We start from the raw sequence: 18,735 nt of genomic DNA, 5'->3' as shown, positions 1-18,735 counted from the left end.
CACGAGGACTTCAAGCAGCGTTCTGTGCGCCCGCTTTAAGCGCCACCAGCGCATGGCCGGTCATTTCGCGCGGAATGTCGATGCCCATCAGCGCCAGCATGGTCGGCGCGACGTCGGCGAGGCTGCCGTCGTCGGCCATTTCGGCGGCGCGTCCGACGTAGACCAGCGGCACCACGTTGCTGGTGTGCGCGGTATGCGGACTCAGCGTGCCGTGATCATGCTCGCGCATCTTCTCGGCATTGCCGTGGTCGGCGGTGATGAGCACGTCCACGCCGTGGGCGCGAGCGGCGGCCAGCACGCGCCCCAGGCACGCGTCCAGCACTTCTATACATTGCACGGTGGCTTCGAAGTTGCCGGTATGCCCGACCATGTCGGCATTGGCGAAATTGCAGATGATGGCGTCGTAGGTTTCGCTGTGCAGCGCTTCGACCAGCTTGTCCGTCACTTCGGCGGCGCTCATGGCGGGGTCGAGATCGTAGGTCGCGACATTGGGCGACGGCACCAGGATGCGGTCTTCGCCCTCGAATACCTTCTCTTCGCCGCCGTTGAAGAAGAACGTGACGTGGGCGTATTTCTCGGTTTCGGCGATGCGCAGCTGGCGCAGGCCGTGCTGCTCCAGCACCGCGCCGAAGGTGTTGACCAGGTCGCTGGCGTCGAAGGCCACCGGCAATTCGAACGCTTCGCTGTAGTTGGTCATGCACACGAACTCGCCGAGGGCGGGCACGCGCGAGCGCGGGAAGTTGTCGAAGTTCGCGCTGGTCATGGCGCTGGTCAACTGGCGGGCGCGATCGGCGCGGAAGTTGGCGAAAATCACCACGTCGCCATCGGCGATTTCGTGATGGGGCGCGGCGGCCGACTCGATCACGGTGGCGGCGACGAATTCGTCCGTCTCGTTGCGTGCGTAGGCGGCCTGCAAAGCGCTGGCGGCATCGGCCGCGCTGTGCGCGGCGCGACCATTGACCAGCAGTTCGTAGGCTGGCGCGACACGCTCCCACTTGTTGTTGCGGTCCATGGCGAAGTAGCGGCCGATGATGGACGCCACGCGCGCGTTGCCGAGCGCGCGGGCATGCTCATCGAGACGCGCGAGGGTGGCGGCCGCGCTCTGCGGCGGGGTGTCGCGACCATCGAGAAAGGCGTGCACGTAGACGCGCTTCACGCCCTGGGCGTGGGCGAGATCCATCAGCGCGAGCATGTGGTCTTCGTGACTGTGCACGCCGCCCGGCGAGGCGAGCCCCATGATATGCACGGCGCGATCGGTGCGGGCAGCCTTGGCGCAGGCGCCGGCCAGTACCGGGTTGCGCGCGAATTCGCCGCTGGCGATGGCCTTGCCGATGCGCGAGAAGTCCTGGTCGATCAAACGCCCGGCGCCGATGTGCATGTGCCCGACTTCGGAATTGCCCATCTGCTGATCCGGCAGGCCAACATCGGTGCCGGAACAGCGGATGAGGCCGTGCGGGCAGCGCGACCACAGTTCATCCCAGACCGGCGTGCGCGCGCTGTGGATGGCGTTGTACTGCGGGTCCTCGCTGTGGCCCCAACCGTCGAGGACGATCAACATGACAGGGTGTTTGGCGTACGGCATCGTGCTGTTTCGGGCGTTGTTATTGAACGGGTTTGTCGATTCCGGAAGCAGGGTTTGAGTGTATCATACGGCCACGCGCCGACCGTCGCGCGACACACGGTTTTACCCTCGGCCCTCACCCGCATCCGTCTTCATCACCATGCAACATTTGAGCGAATTCGCCTTGAACCACTGGATGCTGGTCACAGCATTTTCAGTGCTGCTCGGACTCCTGGTGGCCAACACCATCACCTCCGTTGGCGGCATCCCGGCCCAGGAGGCGGTGTCCCTGATCAATCGCGAAGGCGCGGTGGTGGTCGACATCCGCAGCGCCGAGGATTTCGCCGCCGGTCACATCATCGACGCGGTGCACTTTCCACTGGCCGACCTGCCCAAGGTCGGCGAGAAGCTCAAGAAGCTCGGCGACAAGCCGATCATCGTGTGCTGCATGAGCGGTAACCTCGCTGGCCAGGCGGCGCGCGAACTCAAGCTGCAGGGCTTTGCCCAGGTGCATGCGCTGAAAGGCGGCATAGGCGCGTGGCGCGCCGAGAACCTGCCGATCGCGGTCGGCTAATCGCCGGCCGCCCGGACATCCATTTCCTCATTCCTATTCACGCACGGGAGCCCGACAGTCATGGCGGACGACAATAACGCGCAGGCGGCAGGCCAACAGGCAATCACCGGCCAGCTCGCGATCCAGAAGATATATGTGAAGGACGTCTCGTTCGAGGCGCCCAACTCGCCGGCGGTCTTCACCGGCGAACTGAACCCCACGGCCGATGTGCATTTCGCCAATCGCACCACCGCACTGGATGCCGAGAACCACGAGGTGGTGCTGACGGTGACGGTCAAGGTGCGCCAGGAAGAGCGCACGGTGTACCTGGTCGAAGTGCAGCAGGCGGGCATCTTCACCATCCGCGGCTTTCCCGAAGAGCACCTGGGCGCGATTCTCGCGACCGCCTGCCCGAACACCCTGTTCCCCTTCGCACGCGAAGCGATCTGCGATCTCGTGACCAAGGGCGGCTTCCCGCAGCTGCTGCTGGCGCCGGTCAATTTCGAGATCCTGTACGCGCAGGAACTGCAACGGCGCATGGCCGGCAACAACAGTCCGCAAGGCGCCGCGCACTAGGCGCGGGCGGCGGGCATGCAGCACGCGCCGGTGCTGGTGGTGGGCGCGGGGGCCTGGGGCACCGCGCTCGCCAGCGTCTGCGCGCGGGCCGGCCGCGAGGTGCTGCTCTACGACAAGGATGCCGCGACCATCGCCGCCCTGGCGGCGACGCGTCACCATCCGCGCTTCGCGAGCGATGTCGAACTCGATGCCCGCATCACCCCGCAGGCCAGCCTCGACGGGCTGCCGACGCCGGCGTTCGCGATGCTGGTGGTGCCCTACCAGGTGATGCGTTCGGCATTGCGGGACGTCAAGGCGGCGCTGCCGGCCCTGCCGGCCGTGGCCTGCGCCAGCAAGGGCTTCGAACTCGACACCGGCATGATGGCGCACGAGATAGTCGCCGACGTGCTCGGCGCCGGGCTGCCCTTCGCCCAGGTCTCGGGCCCCAACTTCGCGATCGAGATCATGCGCGGCGCACCGGCCGCCATCACCATCGGCGCGAGCCACGCGGCGCTCGGCGCGCAACTCGTCAACGCCATGCACGGGCCGGCCTTCCGCCCCTATTACACCGATGACGTGGTCGGCGTGGAGATCGGCGGCGCGCTCAAGAACGTCATTGCCATCGCCGCCGGCATTGCCGATGGCCTGGGTCTCGGCGCCAACACCCGCGCCGCGCTGATCACGCGTGGCCTGGCCGAAATCGCGCGCTTCGGCATCGCGCGCGGCGGGCGCATGGAAACCTTCATGGGCCTGTCCGGCATGGGCGACCTGGTGCTGACCTGCACCGACAACCAGTCGCGCAATCGCCGCTTCGGCATGGCGTTGGCCGAGACCGGGTCGGTGGCGGCCGCGCAGGACAGCGTTGGCGCGCTGGTGGAAGGCGTGACGACCGCCCAGGCCATCGCCGCCATGGCCAAGCGCCAGCACATCGACATGCCCATCGCCGCCGAGGTGGCGCGCGTGCTGGCCGGCGCCACCACGCCGCGCGACGCGGTGCGCGACCTCATGGCGCGCGACCCGACCACCGAGAGTCGTTGAATCTTCCGCAACCCTGACCGCCTAAAGTTCCCGGGACGCGCGCCGCTAGCGTCAAGGACAGCCCGCCTTGGCTGTCCCCGTCAGAACTGGAGGCTGGACCTTGGAGAAACTGCGCAACCGCTTTTCCTTGAGCGACACCATCTCGGTGATCGTCATTCTCGGCACCTTGTCGGCATTCGCCCTGCCGGGCTTTGCCAACGTCGAGCGTGAATCCCGCCAGGCGGCACTGGACGAATTGACCGGCGCCATGCGCAATTCAACCGCGCTCGTGCACGCGGTATGGGTGGCGACCGGCGCCCAGGGCACCTCCGTGATGCTCGAGGGCCGTGAGGTCAAGGTCAATGCCGAGGGCTACCCCGCCGACCACTCGGCATTGCGCGCCGCCTTGTCGCAGGATCCGGTCGGCCACGGCTACGTGCTGAGCGGCAACGGTTTCGCGCCGGCCGACATCGCCCATCCCGGCGCCTGCACCGTGAGCTATGACAGCTCGGTCAATCCGCCGCTGATCAGCTCGCCGGCATTGCTCGACTGCGAGTGATCGCAGGCTTCTGAAGTCACGCGCCGCGCGTCGCGGCGCGCCAGGTTTCTCCCCGCCTAGCCGCCGGTCGGCGTACTGCCGGCGTAGCCATGCTGCCGCCAGGCTTCGAACAGGGCGATTGACACCGCGTTGGAGAGATTCAGGCTGCGGCTGCCCGCCACCATCGGAATACGCACGCGCCTCGAGGCCGGCACATCGGCCAGCACGATGTCGGGCAGGCCACGTGATTCCGGCCCGAACAGCAGGGCGCTGTCGCGCGCGAATCGAATAGCGGACAGCGAGGTGGCGGCCTTGGTGGTGAACGCGTACAGGCTCACTTCGCCGAGGCTCGCCAGGCACGCGTCCAGCGATGCGTATTGGCGGATGTCGGCGAACTCGTGGTAGTCCAGTCCCGCGCGCCGCAGCTGGCGGTCGTCGAGCGTGAAACCCAGCGGTTCGATGAAATGCAGACGCGCGCCGCTGTTGGCACACAGCCGTATAATGTTGCCGCTATTCGGCGGAATCTCCGGCTCGTAAAGAATGATGTTGAACACGGTGCAATGGTCAGGCGCGGCTCGCGGGCGGGACGAAAATCATGGCCGATGAGGCGCGACTGGCTGTCGATTTGTGCGGTCTGCGCCTGCGCACGCCGCTGGTACTGCTGTCGGGCTGCGTCGGCTTCGGCGAAGAGTACACGCGGGTCGAAGGCTTTTCCAACGCCGACGCCGGCGCCATCTGCCTGAAAGGCACGACCCTCGCGCCGCGCCTCGGCAACCCGGCGCACCGCGTCTACGAGACGCCCGGCGGCATGTTGAACGCCATCGGCCTGCAGAATCCCGGCGCGCGCGTGGTGGTCGATGACATCCTGCCGAAGCTCGATTTCACGGAAACGCGCTTCATTGCCAACGTGTCCGGCTCGACCGTCGAGGAATACGAAGAAGTCACGCGTATCTTCGACGATTCGCCCATCGACGCCATCGAGATCAACATCTCCTGCCCCAACGTCAAGGAAGGCGGCGTGACTTTCGGCAACGATCCGGACATGTCCGCGCGGGTGGTGGCGGCCTGTCGGCGCGCGACCAGCAAGCCGCTCATCACCAAGCTCTCACCCAACCAGACCGACATCGCCAACAACGCGCGGCGTTGCATCGAGGCCGGCACGAATGGTTTTGCCGTGATCAACACCCTGATGGGCATGGCCATCGACATCGAGGCGCGGCGACCGGTGATCGGCAACAACCAGGGCGGTGTATCGGGACCGGCCATCAAGCCCATCGCGGTGTTCAAGACCTTCCAGGTGGCGCAGGTGGCGCGGCCCCTGGGCATCCCCATCATCGGCCAGGGCGGCGTGACGTGCGCGGCCGATGCCATCGAGTTTCTGCTGGCCGGCGCCACCGCGGTGGGCGTCGGCACCGGGCTCTTCTACGATCCCCTGCTGTTGAAATCCATCAACGCGGGTTTGCTGGACTATCTCGATCGCCACGGCATGGCGAATGTCGGCGAGCTGAGCGGTGCGCTCACCTTGAACGGGGCGTGAGCGCGCTCACTCGCGTGTCAGTCGTTTGAGGAACACCCGCATCTCCTTGGCGGCTTGGATGTCGCCGCGCCGTTCGGCGACCACGATGCCCTGTTCATAGGCGCGCTGCGCCGCCGCCGGATCGCCGCCCATGGCCAGCGCCTTGCCGAGCAGCTTCCACGCCGCCGAGTAGTCGGGGTCGAGCGCGACCGCGCGCTGCAGGTGTTCAGTAGCCTGGGCCGGGTCGTCTTCGAGACAGGCATTGCCGAGACTGAAGCGCAACAGGGCGGTTTCGCCCTGGCTGACGAGCAGCGCTTCCAGCCTTGCGACGATGGGCTTCACGCCGCGTGGGGCGCATGCGCCGCGCTCATTCCCGCCCTTCGTCCTTGATGCGCTTCGGATCGATGCCGAGGCTGCGCAGCTTGCGATAAAGATGGGTGCGTTCGATACCGACCCGCTCCGATACGCGGCTCACGCTGCCGTTGAAGGCGCGCAGCTGGTATTCGAGGTAGGCCTTTTCGAATTGCTCGCGCGCTTCGCGCAGCGGCATGTCGAAGCCGGGCAGCAAGGGCTCGGCGCTGACTTCCGGCGTGAGGCCGAGCATGGCGTTCACCTCCGACACCTCCACCTGGCCGGTACCGCCCAGGATCAGCAGACGCTGGATGAAGTTCTTCAGCTCGCGCACGTTGCCCGGCCAGTCGTAATCCTGCAGACGATGGCGCACCGCGCTGGCCAAGGCACGTCGCGGCAGTCCTTCGCGGGTTTCGAAGTAGGTGAGGAAGTGATCGACCAGTTCGTCGATGTCGCCGCGCCGTTCGCGCAGCGGCGGCACCGTCAGCGGCAGCACGTTGAGGCGGTAATAGAGGTCTTCACGGAATTTGCCGGCCGCCACCATCTCGGCAAGATTGCGCCGCGTGCTGGCGATGATGCGCACGTCCACCGTCACCGGTTCACGCCCGCCGACACGCAGGAAGGACTGGTTCTCCAACGCGCTCAAGAGGCGCGCCTGGGTGCTCATGTCCATGTCGGCGATGTCCTTCAGGAACAAGGTGCCGCCATTGGCGAGTTCCAGCGAGCCGAAGCTGACCTTGCCGTTGTCCTCGGTGCCGAACAGCTCGGCATCGGGGTTCTCGCGCGCGAGGCCCGCCACGCTGACGTTGATGAAGCGGTTGCCGGCGCGGCTGCCCTGGCTGTGGATGAAGCGCGCGATGGTTTCCTTGCCGACGCCCGATTCGCCGCTGATGAAAACGCTGGTCTTGTGATCGGCGATGCGGCGCCCGTCGGCGCGCAGCTTCTCCATTTCCGGGCTGGAGCCTATCGGCTCGTTGGGCGACTGGCTGCGCGCGCGCAGACCGATGTTCTCCGATACCAGGCTCGCGTTCTCGAGCGCGCGCTGCACGGTCACCAGGATCTTGGCAATCGAGAGCGGCTTTTCGATGAAGTCGTAGGCGCCGAGGCGGGTGGCCTCGACCGCGGTTTCGACCGTGCCGTGGCCGGACATCATGATCACCGGCGTGTCGACGGTGGAGCCATCCGACCATTCCTTGAGCAGCGTGATGCCGTCGGTGTCGGGCATCCAGATGTCGAGCAGGATCAGATCGGGGCGACGCTGGCGACGCGCCTCGCGCGCGCGCTCGGCGTTTTCGGCGATGGTGACCTCGAAACCCTCGTCCTCGAGGATTTCCTTGAGCAGTCCGCGAATGTCGGGTTCGTCGTCGACAACCAGGATATGGGCGGTGCTCATACGGCGTCCTTCGCTAGTCTAGGTTCGTTCGGTGCCGACTCCTTGTCGAGCGGCAGACGGATGATGGCAACCGCGCCCTGGTCCGGGTTGTTACGCAAGGTGACGACGCCGTTGTGCTCTTCGACGATCTTCTTGACGATGGCCAGGCCCAGGCCCGTGCCCCGTGCCTTACTGGACACGTAGGGCTCGAAAATGTTCTGCAACATCTGCTCGGGCAAGCCATCGCCGCGATCCTCGATGCGGATCTCGACGTGGTCCGCCTGCGCGTACTGGGTGGTCGAGGTCGCAATAATGATATGCGCATTCGTCGGTTCGGGCGACGCCTCGAAGGCATTCTTGATGAGGTTGTTCATGACCTGGCGCAGGCGCGTCACGTCACCGGAGATGGGCGGCAGATCGGCAGCCAGATGGGTTTCCACCGTGGCCCCGGGATAGGCGCCACGGAACAGTTCGATGACGCCGGACAGCAAGGCGTTGATGTCGACCGCGCCGCGACTGATGGTCGGCGTCTTGGCGTAGTCCGAGAAGGTATTGACGATGGCCTTCATGGTGTCGACCTGTTGCACGATGGTGCTGGTCAGGCGCTCCAGCGCCTCGCCTTCCTCGGCCCCCAGTTTCTTCAGGTATTTCTGCCGCAGCCGTTCGGCGGCGAGCTGGATGGGCGTCAGCGGATTCTTGATTTCGTGGGCGAGGCGACGCGCCACTTCCGACCACGCCGCGTCGCGTTGACCCTGGATGATGGCGGTGATGTTCTCGAACACGATGACATAGCCACGCGCGGCGTCGCCTTCGGCGGCCAGCGCGGTGCCGCGACACATCAGCACGCGACGTCCGTCCGAGGCGAAGATCGTGATCTGCTCCTGCCATTGCCGCCGATGCTCTTCGATCAGGGGCGCAAGCGCCTCGGCCAACGGATGCAGGTGCGGATCGGCCTGGCAGGCGGCGAGGAACGAGGCGCCGGGGCGGGCGTCCTCGCCGAGTTCCAGCATCTGCGCGGCGGAGTCGTTCAAGGTGGTGATGCGCGCCGATTCATCGAGGGCAATGACGCCCGACGACAGCTGCCTGAGCACCGTGTCCAGGTACTCGCGCTGGGTTTCCACCTCGACGCGCGCACGGCCGATGCGCCGCGTCATGTCGTTGAAGGAACTGACCAGGAAGCCCATCTCGTCGTTGCTCTGCACCGGCAGGCTGGTGGTGTAATCACCCGCCGCCACCGCCGCCGTGCCGGTCGCGAGATCGCGGATCGGCGCGGCCAGCCGCCGCGCCGAGTAGAACGCCGCCCACACCGCGGTGACGATGCTGAACAACAGCACCATGGTCAGGGTCATGGCGAAGCTCAGCTTGAGCTTGTCGCGCAGGTAGTCGAGCTCGTGGTACTTGGCGTAGGCATCCTCGACCGTGGCGGCGAGCCTGTTGAGGCGCGGCGAGATGGGATAAAGAGCGTGCAACACGCGGCGTTGCCCCGAGCCGGGCGCGACGTTGACATTGACCGCCACGCGCACGAACAAGGTGCCATCACGCAAGGGATCGAGGCCGATGTAGCTGCGCCCCTGTCGAACCTGCAGCAGCACCGCTTCGGCCGGCAGGTGCGGAATCAGATCGGAAATGCGGCTGCTGGTCGCGAGCGGTTCACCGTCGCTGCTGAGCAAGGTCAATTCGTCGGCGCCGCTGTGGGTGCGCATGGTGTCCAGCACCGCCGAGCCCGGCGTCCACGCGCTCGCCACCACGATGCTGTCCGGATCGCGCAGCGCATCGAGGTTGAGCGTGGTGCGCTCCGGCGCGCCCTGGCCGATCTCTTCGGCCATCGCCTCGGTCTGCGACAAAAGTTCGCGCATGCGCAGGTCGAGCGCTTCGCGGCCGAGCTCGAGCGCGCTCTCCAGCGCCTGGCCGATGCGCACGTCGAACCAGCTGTCGATGCCGCGTTTGAGGAAATCGAGGGAGAACGAATACAGCACCGTCACTGGCAGCACCGCGAGCGCGACGAAGATCACCAGCATACGCAGCGTCAGGCGCGCCCCTGCTTCGCGCGCGCGCAGCTGGCGGGCGAGGCGCCGCACATTGATGCTGATGAGGCCGACAAAAGCCAGCAGGCCGGCGGTGTTCGACAACAGCAGCACCGAGTACAGTGCGCCGAAACGCGCCGAGTTCTGCATCGCCGCGCTCATCAACACCAGCGAGCCGAGCAGCGACAGGCTGAGCAGCGCGACCGCGCCCAGCATCACGGTGCGCGGGCGTTTCACTGCTGGGTTTGCCATCGGAACCAGCCGCTGGACATATGCCAGCCCGGTGAAACATAGGCTATCGGGATCAGTGGTCCTGGCAGCGAGCGGATGGCGAGGCGCACGCGCATCGCCACGTCCAGATCCTTCTCGCCTTCGAGCTGGCGCGCCTCGGCTATCGGCAGGTTGCGGATGCGCCCGAGATCGTCAATCGCCAGTTCCAGCGAGCCGTGTATGCGCCGGTCGCCGGTGATCTGGTCGGCAATGATGAACTGCTTGCTCAAGGCGTGGCGCTCGATCACGTATTCGCGATGCGCGCTCAGCAGCTCCGTATCCCACAGCAGTTTGCGTGGACGCGATACGCGGATGTCGAACTCGATGGTGATCGGCACCCCGCTGTTGATGGCCTTGATGGCGTCGTCGCTGAACTGGAAGTCGGCGTCGGCGTCGATCATCACCATGTCATTGGTGATGTGCTCATTGGCGGCGGTCAGCGTGATGGTGCCGGCGCGCACGCTCGGCAGCCACAGCAAGGCCAGCAGCAGGGGCAAGCCCAGCAAACCGCGCATCGAGAACAGCGTGAAGCGTTTCAGCATGGGGGCCGCTTGGTCAGGAGGCAGTAGTAGAAGCCGTCCATGGAATCTTGTCCCGGCAACACCTGGCGCCCATGGCGCGTGGCGTGTCCGGCTTCGATCGGCAGAGGCACGGTCTCGGCGTCGACATGGGTGCTCAACAGGCTGTCGATGACATCATCGTTCTCGGCGCGCAATATCGAGCAGGTCGCGTAAAGCATGCGACCACCGACCGCGAGCAGGGGCCACAGCGCGAGCAGCAGACGGCGCTGCTGATGGCCGACCGCCAGCACGTCCTGCGCCGTGCGTCGCAGGCGGATGTCGGGATGGCGGCGCATGACACCCAGCGCGCTGCACGGCGCATCGAGCAGAATCTTGTCAAAAGCGCGGCCATCCCACCACGACGACGGCGCGCCGGCGTCGGCTGCCAGCACCGTGCAATGCAGTCCCAGGCGCGCCAGGTTGTCCGCGACGCGGCGCAGGCGCATGGCCGATTCATCCAGCGCCACCAGTTCGAGGCTGGGGCCGCCGAGCTCCATGAGGTGCGCGGTCTTGCCGCCTGGCGCGGCGCAGGCGTCCAGTACGCGTTCGCCCGCACGGGGAGCAAGGATTTGCGCCGCCAGCTGCGCGGCTTCATCCTGCACCGAGACATGGCCGTCGTTGAAGTGCGGCAACTGTGTGACCGCGCTGGCCTCGGCGAGTCGCAGCGCGGCATGGCCGTGACGGCCGGGTGTACAGGCCATGCCGCGCTCGCCCAGCAGCGCGGCATAGGCCTCGCGCGTGGTCTTAAGGCGATTGACGCGCAGCGTGAGCGGCGCTTCGGTATTGCTGTGTTCGAACACCGCGCGCCACTCTTCGGGCCAGTCTGCGCGCACGCGATCGAGCATCCACTGCGGGAATTCGCTGCGCGGGTCCGCATGCGTGTCGGCGGCGGGTTGGCGCTGGGCGGCGCGCAGCACGCCGTTCACGAGGCCGCATGCCCAGTCCTTGTCGAGTTCACGCGCACCGTCGACGGTGGCGGAAACCGCTGCGTGACTGGCGACGTCCATGTACTGGAGCTGGTACAGGCCAACCAGCAGCAAGGCTTCCAGATCGGCGTCCTTGCGCCGCAGCGGTTTTGGCATGAGGGACGCGAGACGTGCCTTCAGCGCATTAAAGTGACGCAGCACGCCGAAAGCGCAGGCCTGAACGAAAGCGCGATCGCGTTCATCGGCGAGTTCAACGAGCGCGGCGGGCGCGGCCTGCGAGAGAGAGCGGCCTTCGTTGACGACGGCGTGCACGATGGCGGCGCTCCTGACGCGGGTCGAGCCGCGAACCGCATTCACAGATAACTTCCATAGCCATTGCGGAACGACTGCGCGGACATGCGTTGCTTACCCGCCGGCTGCAGTTCGGTGATGGTATAGCTGCCGTCGCCCGTCGCCACCACGATGCCGCCATCGTCATGGCCGACGACGCTGCCAGCGACGGCGCCGGCGACGGGCGCGGACACGTGACCGGCCAGCACCTTGACGTCGAGCTGTCCGAAACGCGTCGTGGCCGCGGGACTCGGGTTCAGCGCGCGCACCTGGCGATCGATGGCCTGCGCCGGCTGCCGCCAGTCGATATCCCTGTCCGCCGGCCCGAGCTTGGCGGCGTAGGTGACGGCGGCTTCATCCTGGACGCTTTCCTGGACTGGGCCCGCCAGGTAGAGATCCAGCGCCGCGTCCAGCGCCGCGCCGCCGAGCGCCGCCAATTCATCGTGCAGACTGCCGCCGGTGGTCGTGCTCGTGATCGGGCACTCGCGCATCAGCCACACAGGCCCTGCATCCAGTTTTTTCACCACGCGCATGATTGAAATGCCGGTGCGCTCGTCGCCGGCCATCACGGCCCGTTGGATCGGTGCGGCGCCGCGCCAGCGCGGCAACAGCGAGGCGTGGATGTTGATGGCCGTGACCGGCGCGTCGATGAAAGGATTCGGCAGCATCAGGCCATAGGCCGCGACCACCAGCAGCGCCGGCCGGTAGCTCTGGTAACGGGCGATGGCCTCGTCGGTGGTGACGCGTTCCGGCTGTTCTATGGCAAGACCGGCGGACACTGCCAGTTCCTTGACCGGACTGGCATGCAGGCGACGACCGCGACCCGCCGGGCGATCGGGTTGCGTGTAGACCGCAACCACTTCGAATTCCGGACGCTCCAGCAACACTTTCAGGCCGGGCACGGCGAAATCCGGCGTACCGGCAAAAATCGTGCGGACGGCCGGCTGTTTCATCCCTTGTCGACCTCGCCATGCGCAGGGCATGGGCGGGCGCCCGCGGGCCATTGCGCCACGTGCGGCGCGCTCGACGACTTGCGATGGCTCACCCTCAGCCCGCCTGTCGCTGCTCTTTTTCGAGCTTCTTGCGTATGCGCGTCTGCTTCAGGTGCGACAGGTAATCGACGAACAGCTTGCCTTCCAGGTGATCCATCTCGTGCTGAATGCACACCGCCAGCAGGCCATCGGCTTCGAATTCGAAGGGCTTGCCGTCACGGTCGCACGCGGCGATGCGCACCCATTCGGCGCGCTGCACGTAATCGAAAATGCCCGGCACCGACAGGCAGCCTTCCTCCATTTCCTCCTCGCCGCGGCGGTCGAGGATGCGGGGGTTGATGAAGCAAAGCGGAGTGCATTTGTCGGACGAGGTGTCGACCACGATGACGCGCAATTGCACGTCTATCTGGGTCGCCGCCAGGCCGATGCCCGGCGCGGCATACATGGTCTCGAACATGTCGTCGACGAGGCTTGCGAGCGAGGCGTCAAAGCGCGTCACATCCGCCGCCTTGTGTCGCAGACGGGGATCGGGATGGTGGAGGATCTGCCGCAGGGCCATGCTCGTTCCGGAAAATTTGTAGAGCCTGCAGGATATCTGTAAGGCACTGATTAATCAAGAAGAATTGACTTTGCAGGGGAATCGCGCCGGGCTTCGCGCAAGTGTTTATTTTCGATTCGATTCTGCTAAACTACATTAAAGACGTCACCTAAGAGCATTGACATGTCGGGAAAAATTGTCATTTTTCTTGTTGCGCTGTTGGTTTGCGCCGTGGCCGGAGCCGATGAAGTCCAACTCCGCAGCGACCACCCGCAGACCTACACCGTGCAAAAAGGCGACACCCTGTGGGACATTTCAGGGCGCTTTCTGACGCACCCCTGGCAGTGGCCCGAGATCTGGCACGACAACCCGCAAATTGCCGATCCCCACTGGATTTATCCCGGCGATGTGCTGTCGCTCGAATACGTCAACGGCAAGCCGCGCCTGCGGGTGGTCGACCGTAACGTCAAACTCTCGCCTTCGATTCGCGAATCGGCTCACGCCGAAGTCATCCACGCCATTCCCCTCGATGCCATCCACCAGTTCCTCAGCCGCCCGCGCGTGGTGTCCGAGGCCGATCTCGACAATGCGGCCTACATCGTCGGCTCGCAGGACGAACACCTGGCTTTCGGCCAGGGTTTCCGCGTTTACGTGCGCAATCTTGGCGAACCGGCCACCGCCAAGTTCTCGGTGTTCCGCAAGGGGGGTGAATACCGAGACCCCGACACCCAGGCGCTGCTGGGTTACGAAGCCGAGCACCTGGGTGACGCCCTGGTCGAGAAATTCGGCGATCCGGCCACCGTGCAGGTGGTCAGTTCCAGCAAAGAGGTCATGAAGGGTGACCGCTTGTTGCCCCAGACCGAAGACGAATACGTGGAGTTCATTCCCCACGCGCCGGCGGCGCCGGTCGATGCCAAGATCATCTCGGCCATGGGCGGCATCAGCCAGATTGCCCAGCACCAGGTCGTGGTACTCAATCGCGGCGCCCGCGACGGTCTCGAAGCCGGCCATGTTCTGGCCATCTTCCAGCGCGGCAAGGTGGTCAAAGACCCGATAGGCAGCGACGTCGCCTACCAGCGGCAGGAAGAAGAACGCGCCCGTTTGGAGCGTGAAAGCCCGACCCGCGCCGGGCGCCTGTGGGAAAGCCTCATCAACGACGTGCGCGGCGTGGACCGCGCGGCGCGAGATTTCGTCGGGACGCCCGTCAAGGGCAGCAAGCCGGTGGCGGTGCGTCTGCCCGAGGAGCGCGCCGGAGAACTCATGGTGTTCCGCACCTTCGACAACGTCAGCTACGGCCTGGTGATGAATATCCAGCGGCCGGTCTACGTGCTGGACGCCGTGCGCAATCCCTGACATCCGAGGTAAGGGTGCCGAAGTGCAAGCTTCGTGCGCCGCCGTTATGATGTCCGGCGATGGACAAAGGACTGGACATCGCCATGCTGCGCACTTTTCTGGCCTGCCACGCGGCCGCCTGCAACAATCCCCGATATGCGTCTGATTTCCGAGGCGGTCCCGCGTCGGCCGACGAACGATCCCGGGCTGCCCTGCGTTGGCTCAAAAGCCACGGGATGGCGCCCGACTGGCATGCCGCCGACCACGCATGCGCGTGGCTGGCGGAGACCGGACATCACTTGCTGGTGCTCGGCGATACGGACTATCCCGCGCATCTCGCTGCCTCGCCGTCGCCGCCGCTGTTGCTGTTCGTCGATGGCCAGTCGCATTGGCTGCGCCAGTCTCAGGTCGCGGTGGTGGGCAGCCGCCAGGCCAGCCCCCACGGCGCCGATACGGCCCATGCATTCGCACGCCAACTGGCGGCCCACGGCATCGTCGTCACCAGCGGCCTCGCGCGCGGAATCGACGGCGCGGCCCACCGCGGCGCGCTGGCGGCAGGTGGGCCCACCGTCGCGGTCCTCGGTTGCGCGATCAACCACGTCTACCCGCGCCAACACCGTGCGCTGGCGGAGGAAGTGCGGAACCATGGTGCGCTGGTGTCGGAGTTTCCCTTCGGGGCGGCGCCCTTGCCGGCCAATTTTCCCCGGCGCAATCGCATCATCAGTGGCCTGGCCGTCGGCACGCTGGTGGTGGAAGCGGCGCTGCGCAGTGGTTCGCTGTCGACGGCGCTGCATGCCCTGGACCAGGGCCGCGAGGTGTTTGCCGTACCCGGTTCCATCCACAATCCGCTCACCAAGGGCTGCCATGCGCTGATCAAGCAGGGCGCCAAACTGGTCGAAGAAGTGCAGGACATCCTCGACGAGTTGCCGACGCTGCCGATATCGAGAGTCGCACCGCGAACCGCCGATATCGTCCCATCACTGCCCGCGACCGCCGACCTACGCGTCCTCGACGCCTGCGGATGGGAGACGTTTACCGCTGACGACGTGGTGTCGCGCAGCGGATTGACGGTCCAGGAGGTTTCATCCATGCTGTTAAAACTAGAACTCGCGGGCATCATTCAGGTGCAGGGCACCGGCAGCTACCTGCGGATCCGCTAGTTTCCGACCGGCAGGCGTCATACGTCTAGACGCTAGACCGTCTACGCGACTTACCTTTCGTTCAAGCCCTTATGTTGTGTGGACGTTCGCAGGTTCGAACCGGGAACCAGTTGGCAATGAAGCAGACAGTAATCGATATCCTGATTTACCTTTTCGAGCATTTCGTCGACGATGATCTGGAGCTTGAAGCCGACCAGGATCGGCTCAAATCGGAATTGCGCGATGCAGGATTCGACGCCGGCCAGGTGACCAAGGCATTCGATTGGTTGCAGGAACTGGCAATCAACCGCGCCGGGTCCGATGGCCTGCCGGTGGCGGCCCTCACTTCGACGCGGATCTATACCCTTGAAGAAGAGCGCAAGCTCGACGCCGAGTGTCGTGGCTTCATGTACTTCCTAGAGCAGGCGGGGGTGCTCGACGCGACCTCCCGCGAGCTCGTGATCGACCGGGTCCTGGCGCTGGAGAACGATGAAATCGACGCCAGCCAGCTCAAATGGATCATCCTGATGGTCCTGTTCAATCAGCCTGGCCAGGAACACGCCTTCGTGTGGATGGAAGATCTGGTGATGGACGACCTGAATCGCAATCTGCATTAAAGTCCGCGCATCCAGCGGATGCGGTACCGCATCGCGAGCGCCGCACGCAAACTCGAAACGCATCACCGTATGGCAAGCAATCTAGTCATTGTTGAATCGCCGGCCAAGGCCAGCACCATCAAAAAATACCTGGGCAAGGACTTCGAAGTCCTCGCATCCTATGGCCACGTGCGCGATTTGCTGCCCAAGGAAGGCGCGGTCGATACCGAACACGACTTCCGCATGAAGTACGAGGTGATCGAGCGTAATTCCAAGTACGTCGAAGCCATCGCCAAGGCCATGAAGAAAGCCGATGTGCTCTACCTCGCGACTGACTTGGATCGCGAAGGCGAGGCGATTTCCTGGCACTTGGTGGAACTGCTCCGCGATCGAGCCATGCTCGAAGGCAAGGACGTGTACCGCGTGGTGTTTCACGAAATCACCGAGCGCGCCATCAAGGACGCCATCAAGACGCCGCGCAAGGTGTCGATGGATCTCGTCAACGCGCAACAGGCGCGGCGCGCGCTCGATTACCTCGTCGGTTTCAACCTTTCACCCTTGCTGTGGAAGAAGATCAAGCGCGGTTTGTCGGCGGGGCGGGTGCAGAGCCCGGCGCTGCGACTCATCTGCGAGCGCGAAGCGGAGATCGAGAAATTCATCGCGCGCGAGTATTGGACCATCGAGGCCGATCTGCTGGCGGCCAGCACGCCTTTCATGGCGCGTCTGAGCGAGCTGAAGGGTGAGAAGGTCAAGCAGTTCACGATTACCACCGAGGCCGATGCCAGCGCCGCCCGTGAACGCCTGATTGCCGGCGCCGGCGGCCAACTGGTCGTTTCCAACGTCGAGAAGAAACAGCGCAAGCGCAATCCCGCGCCGCCGTTCATCACCTCGACCCTGCAACAGGAAGCGGTGCGCAAGCTCGGCTTCACCGCGCAGCGTGCGATGCGCGTGGCGCAGCAGCTGTACGAGGGTATCGACGTCGGCTCGGGCACCGTTGGCCTCATCACCTACATGCGTACCGATTCGTTGAACCTGGCGCAGGAAGCGCTGGATGAACTGCGCCAGTTCATCACTTCGCGTTTTGGCCGCGACCAGGTGCCGCACGCGGCGCGTGTGTTCAAGACCAGTTCGAAAAACGCGCAGGAGGCTCACGAAGCGATTCGTCCGACGTCCTGCTTCCGCGTGCCGGCGGAGATCAAATCACGTCTCAGCGACGAACAATTCAAGCTCTACGATCTCATCTGGAAGCGCACCGTCGCTTGCCAGATGATCCCGGCCACCATCGATACCGTCGCCGCCGATCTCGCGGCCGGCAGCGAAGGCGTGTTCCGTGCCAATGGCTCGACGGTCACCGAGCCGGGTTTCATGAGCGTGTACCTGGAAGGCTCCGACGACGTCGAGCCGGAAGACAAGACGTTGCCGCCGCTCGAGGTCGGTCAGAAGATTGCCCTCGAGCAGATCCGCAGTGAGCAGCACTTCACCGAGCCGCCGCCACGTTACACGGAAGCAAGCCTGGTCAAGACCCTCGAAGAGTACGGTATCGGTCGTCCGTCGACCTACGCCTCGATCATTTCGACGTTGGTGCAGCGCGAATACGTCAATCTCGACAAGAAGCGTTTCCAGCCGACCGACATCGGCCGCATCGTCAATACGTTCCTGACCAACCATTTCTCGAGCTACGTGGACTACGAGTTCACCGCGCGCCTGGAGGATTCGCTCGACGCCGTGTCACGCGGCGAGCGTGACTGGATCCCGTTGCTGCGCGAGTTCTGGGTGCCCTTTGCCGCCAAGGTCAAGGACAAGGAAGAGAACGTCTCGCGCCAGGAGGCCAACCAGGCGCGTGAGTTGGGCGTCGATCCCGTCAGCGGCAAGCCGGTATCGGTGCGCATGGGCCGCTACGGACCCTACGTCATCATCGGTTCCACCGAGGACGAGGAAAAGCCGCAGTTCTACGGCCTCAAGACCGGCCAGCGCATGGATGCCATCACGCTCGAAGAAGCGATGGAACTGACCAAGCTGCCGCGCGAACTCGGCGTCACCGCCGATGGCGTCAAGCTGACCGCCAACATCGGCCGTTTCGGTCCCTACGTGCGCTATGCGGACAAGTTCGTGGCGCTCGGCAAGGAAGACGATCCGTACACGGTGACCTTGGAGCGTGCACTGGAACTGGTCGAGGCCAAGAAAGTGGCTGACGCCGCCAAGACCATCCGCGTGTTCGAGGCCGAGGGCATCAAGGTTCTCAACGGTCGCTACGGTCCCTATGTGACCGACGGCACCCGCAATGCGCGCATCCCCAAGGATGTCGAGCCGACCGGCCTCGACCTCGCGGCGTGCCAGGAGTTGCTGGCCAATGCGCCACAGCGGCGTGGTGGGCCGATGCGTCGCGGCGCCGGAGCCGCGACCGCAGCCAAGGCGAAGGCGGCGCCGAAAGCCAAGGCGGCTCCAAAAGCCAAGGCCGAGGCGGCACCCAAGGCAAAAGCCAAGGCGAAGGCGAAGGCCAAACCCAAGGCCAAGGCAAAGGCGAAAGCCAAGGCCAAATCCAAGGCCAAATCGAAACCCGAATGA

General features: G+C 65.1%; 18 protein-coding genes. 9 read left to right on the top strand and 9 right to left on the bottom strand.

Annotated elements, in window-relative coordinates:
- Window positions 1–10: 10 nt before the first annotated feature.
- Window positions 11–1,582: a 2,3-bisphosphoglycerate-independent phosphoglycerate mutase gene (locus tag IPM80_11795; protein ID MBK8959090.1), complete on the bottom strand. Its 1,572-nt coding sequence runs from the start codon at window positions 1,580–1,582 to the stop codon at window positions 11–13.
- A gap of 139 nt (window positions 1,583–1,721) precedes the next feature.
- Between IPM80_11795 and IPM80_11790 the strand changes: the two genes are divergently transcribed.
- The 4 genes from IPM80_11790 to IPM80_11775 all read left to right on the top strand — a co-directional run bounded on the left by IPM80_11790 (window position 1,722) and on the right by IPM80_11775 (window position 4,245).
- Entirely contained in the window at window positions 1,722–2,135 is a 414-nt protein-coding gene (locus tag IPM80_11790) for a rhodanese-like domain-containing protein (protein MBK8959089.1), read from the top strand.
- Window positions 2,136–2,195: 60 nt separating this feature from the next.
- Window positions 2,196–2,690 carry a protein-export chaperone SecB gene (gene secB, locus IPM80_11785; GenBank protein MBK8959088.1) on the top strand — a complete coding sequence of 165 codons (495 nt, stop codon included), beginning with the start codon at window positions 2,196–2,198 and terminating at the stop codon, window positions 2,688–2,690.
- 15 nt (window positions 2,691–2,705) lie between these two features.
- Window positions 2,706–3,707: an NAD(P)-dependent glycerol-3-phosphate dehydrogenase gene (locus tag IPM80_11780; GenBank protein ID MBK8959087.1), complete on the top strand. Its 1,002-nt coding sequence runs from the start codon at window positions 2,706–2,708 to the stop codon at window positions 3,705–3,707.
- A gap of 100 nt (window positions 3,708–3,807) precedes the next feature.
- Window positions 3,808–4,245: a hypothetical protein gene (locus IPM80_11775; GenBank protein ID MBK8959086.1), complete on the top strand. Its 438-nt coding sequence runs from the start codon at window positions 3,808–3,810 to the stop codon at window positions 4,243–4,245.
- Window positions 4,246–4,301: 56 nt separating this feature from the next.
- On the opposite strand, the gene IPM80_11770 is transcribed toward IPM80_11775, so the two are convergent.
- Window positions 4,302–4,778: a tRNA (cytidine(34)-2'-O)-methyltransferase gene (locus IPM80_11770; GenBank protein ID MBK8959085.1), complete on the bottom strand. Its 477-nt coding sequence runs from the start codon at window positions 4,776–4,778 to the stop codon at window positions 4,302–4,304.
- 41 nt (window positions 4,779–4,819) lie between these two features.
- Here IPM80_11770 and IPM80_11765 point away from each other — a divergent pair, with 41 nt between their 5' ends.
- A complete protein-coding gene (locus IPM80_11765) occupies window positions 4,820–5,761 on the top strand; it encodes a dihydroorotate dehydrogenase (protein MBK8959084.1) in 942 nt (313 codons plus the stop codon).
- Window positions 5,762–5,767: 6 nt separating this feature from the next.
- Here IPM80_11765 and IPM80_11760 read toward each other — a convergent pair whose 3' ends face one another.
- From IPM80_11760 to def, 7 genes are all read right to left on the bottom strand, one after another.
- Window positions 5,768–6,073, bottom strand: coding sequence for a hypothetical protein (locus IPM80_11760; GenBank protein ID MBK8959083.1), 306 nt, complete (start codon window positions 6,071–6,073; stop codon window positions 5,768–5,770).
- Window positions 6,074–6,107: 34 nt separating this feature from the next.
- Window positions 6,108–7,484, bottom strand: a complete 1,377-nt coding sequence (locus tag IPM80_11755; GenBank protein MBK8959082.1) for a sigma-54-dependent Fis family transcriptional regulator — start codon at window positions 7,482–7,484, stop codon at window positions 6,108–6,110.
- Window positions 7,481–9,703 (bottom strand): HAMP domain-containing protein, encoded by a 2,223-nt coding sequence (locus tag IPM80_11750; protein ID MBK8959081.1) that lies wholly within the window; start codon window positions 9,701–9,703, stop codon window positions 7,481–7,483. The genes IPM80_11755 and IPM80_11750 overlap by 4 nt, the downstream gene beginning before the upstream one ends.
- A gap of 17 nt (window positions 9,704–9,720) precedes the next feature.
- Window positions 9,721–10,299, bottom strand: a complete 579-nt coding sequence (locus tag IPM80_11745) for a DUF4390 domain-containing protein (GenBank protein ID MBK8959080.1) — start codon at window positions 10,297–10,299, stop codon at window positions 9,721–9,723.
- Window positions 10,293–11,600 carry a 16S rRNA (cytosine(967)-C(5))-methyltransferase RsmB gene (gene rsmB, locus IPM80_11740; protein MBK8959079.1) on the bottom strand — a complete coding sequence of 436 codons (1,308 nt, stop codon included), beginning with the start codon at window positions 11,598–11,600 and terminating at the stop codon, window positions 10,293–10,295. Before rsmB ends, IPM80_11745 begins: the two co-directional genes overlap by 7 nt.
- Window positions 11,597–12,526 carry a methionyl-tRNA formyltransferase gene (locus tag IPM80_11735; GenBank protein ID MBK8959078.1) on the bottom strand — a complete coding sequence of 310 codons (930 nt, stop codon included), beginning with the start codon at window positions 12,524–12,526 and terminating at the stop codon, window positions 11,597–11,599. The genes rsmB and IPM80_11735 overlap by 4 nt, the downstream gene beginning before the upstream one ends.
- A 94-nt stretch (window positions 12,527–12,620) precedes the next feature.
- The gene (def, locus tag IPM80_11730) at window positions 12,621–13,124 is read right to left on the bottom strand and encodes a peptide deformylase (GenBank protein ID MBK8959077.1); all 504 of its coding nucleotides are present in this window, start codon (window positions 13,122–13,124) and stop codon (window positions 12,621–12,623) included.
- 210 nt (window positions 13,125–13,334) lie between these two features.
- Between def and IPM80_11725 the strand changes: the two genes are divergently transcribed.
- From IPM80_11725 to IPM80_11710, 4 genes are all read left to right on the top strand, one after another.
- The gene (locus tag IPM80_11725; GenBank protein MBK8959076.1) at window positions 13,335–14,456 is read left to right on the top strand and encodes a LysM peptidoglycan-binding domain-containing protein; all 1,122 of its coding nucleotides are present in this window, start codon (window positions 13,335–13,337) and stop codon (window positions 14,454–14,456) included.
- Between the two features lie 71 nt (window positions 14,457–14,527).
- On the top strand, window positions 14,528–15,595 hold the full coding sequence (gene dprA, locus IPM80_11720; GenBank protein MBK8959075.1) for a DNA-protecting protein DprA: 1,068 nt from the start codon (window positions 14,528–14,530) through the stop codon (window positions 15,593–15,595).
- Window positions 15,596–15,711: 116 nt separating this feature from the next.
- The gene (locus IPM80_11715) at window positions 15,712–16,191 is read left to right on the top strand and encodes a DUF494 domain-containing protein (GenBank protein MBK8959074.1); all 480 of its coding nucleotides are present in this window, start codon (window positions 15,712–15,714) and stop codon (window positions 16,189–16,191) included.
- A gap of 69 nt (window positions 16,192–16,260) precedes the next feature.
- Window positions 16,261–18,735, top strand: coding sequence for a DNA topoisomerase I (locus IPM80_11710; protein MBK8959073.1), 2,475 nt, complete (start codon window positions 16,261–16,263; stop codon window positions 18,733–18,735).

This window comes from Pseudomonadota bacterium (assembly GCA_016719885.1).
Taxonomy (GTDB): domain Bacteria; phylum Pseudomonadota; class Gammaproteobacteria.
This window is presented reverse-complemented; position numbering and strand designations above follow the sequence as displayed.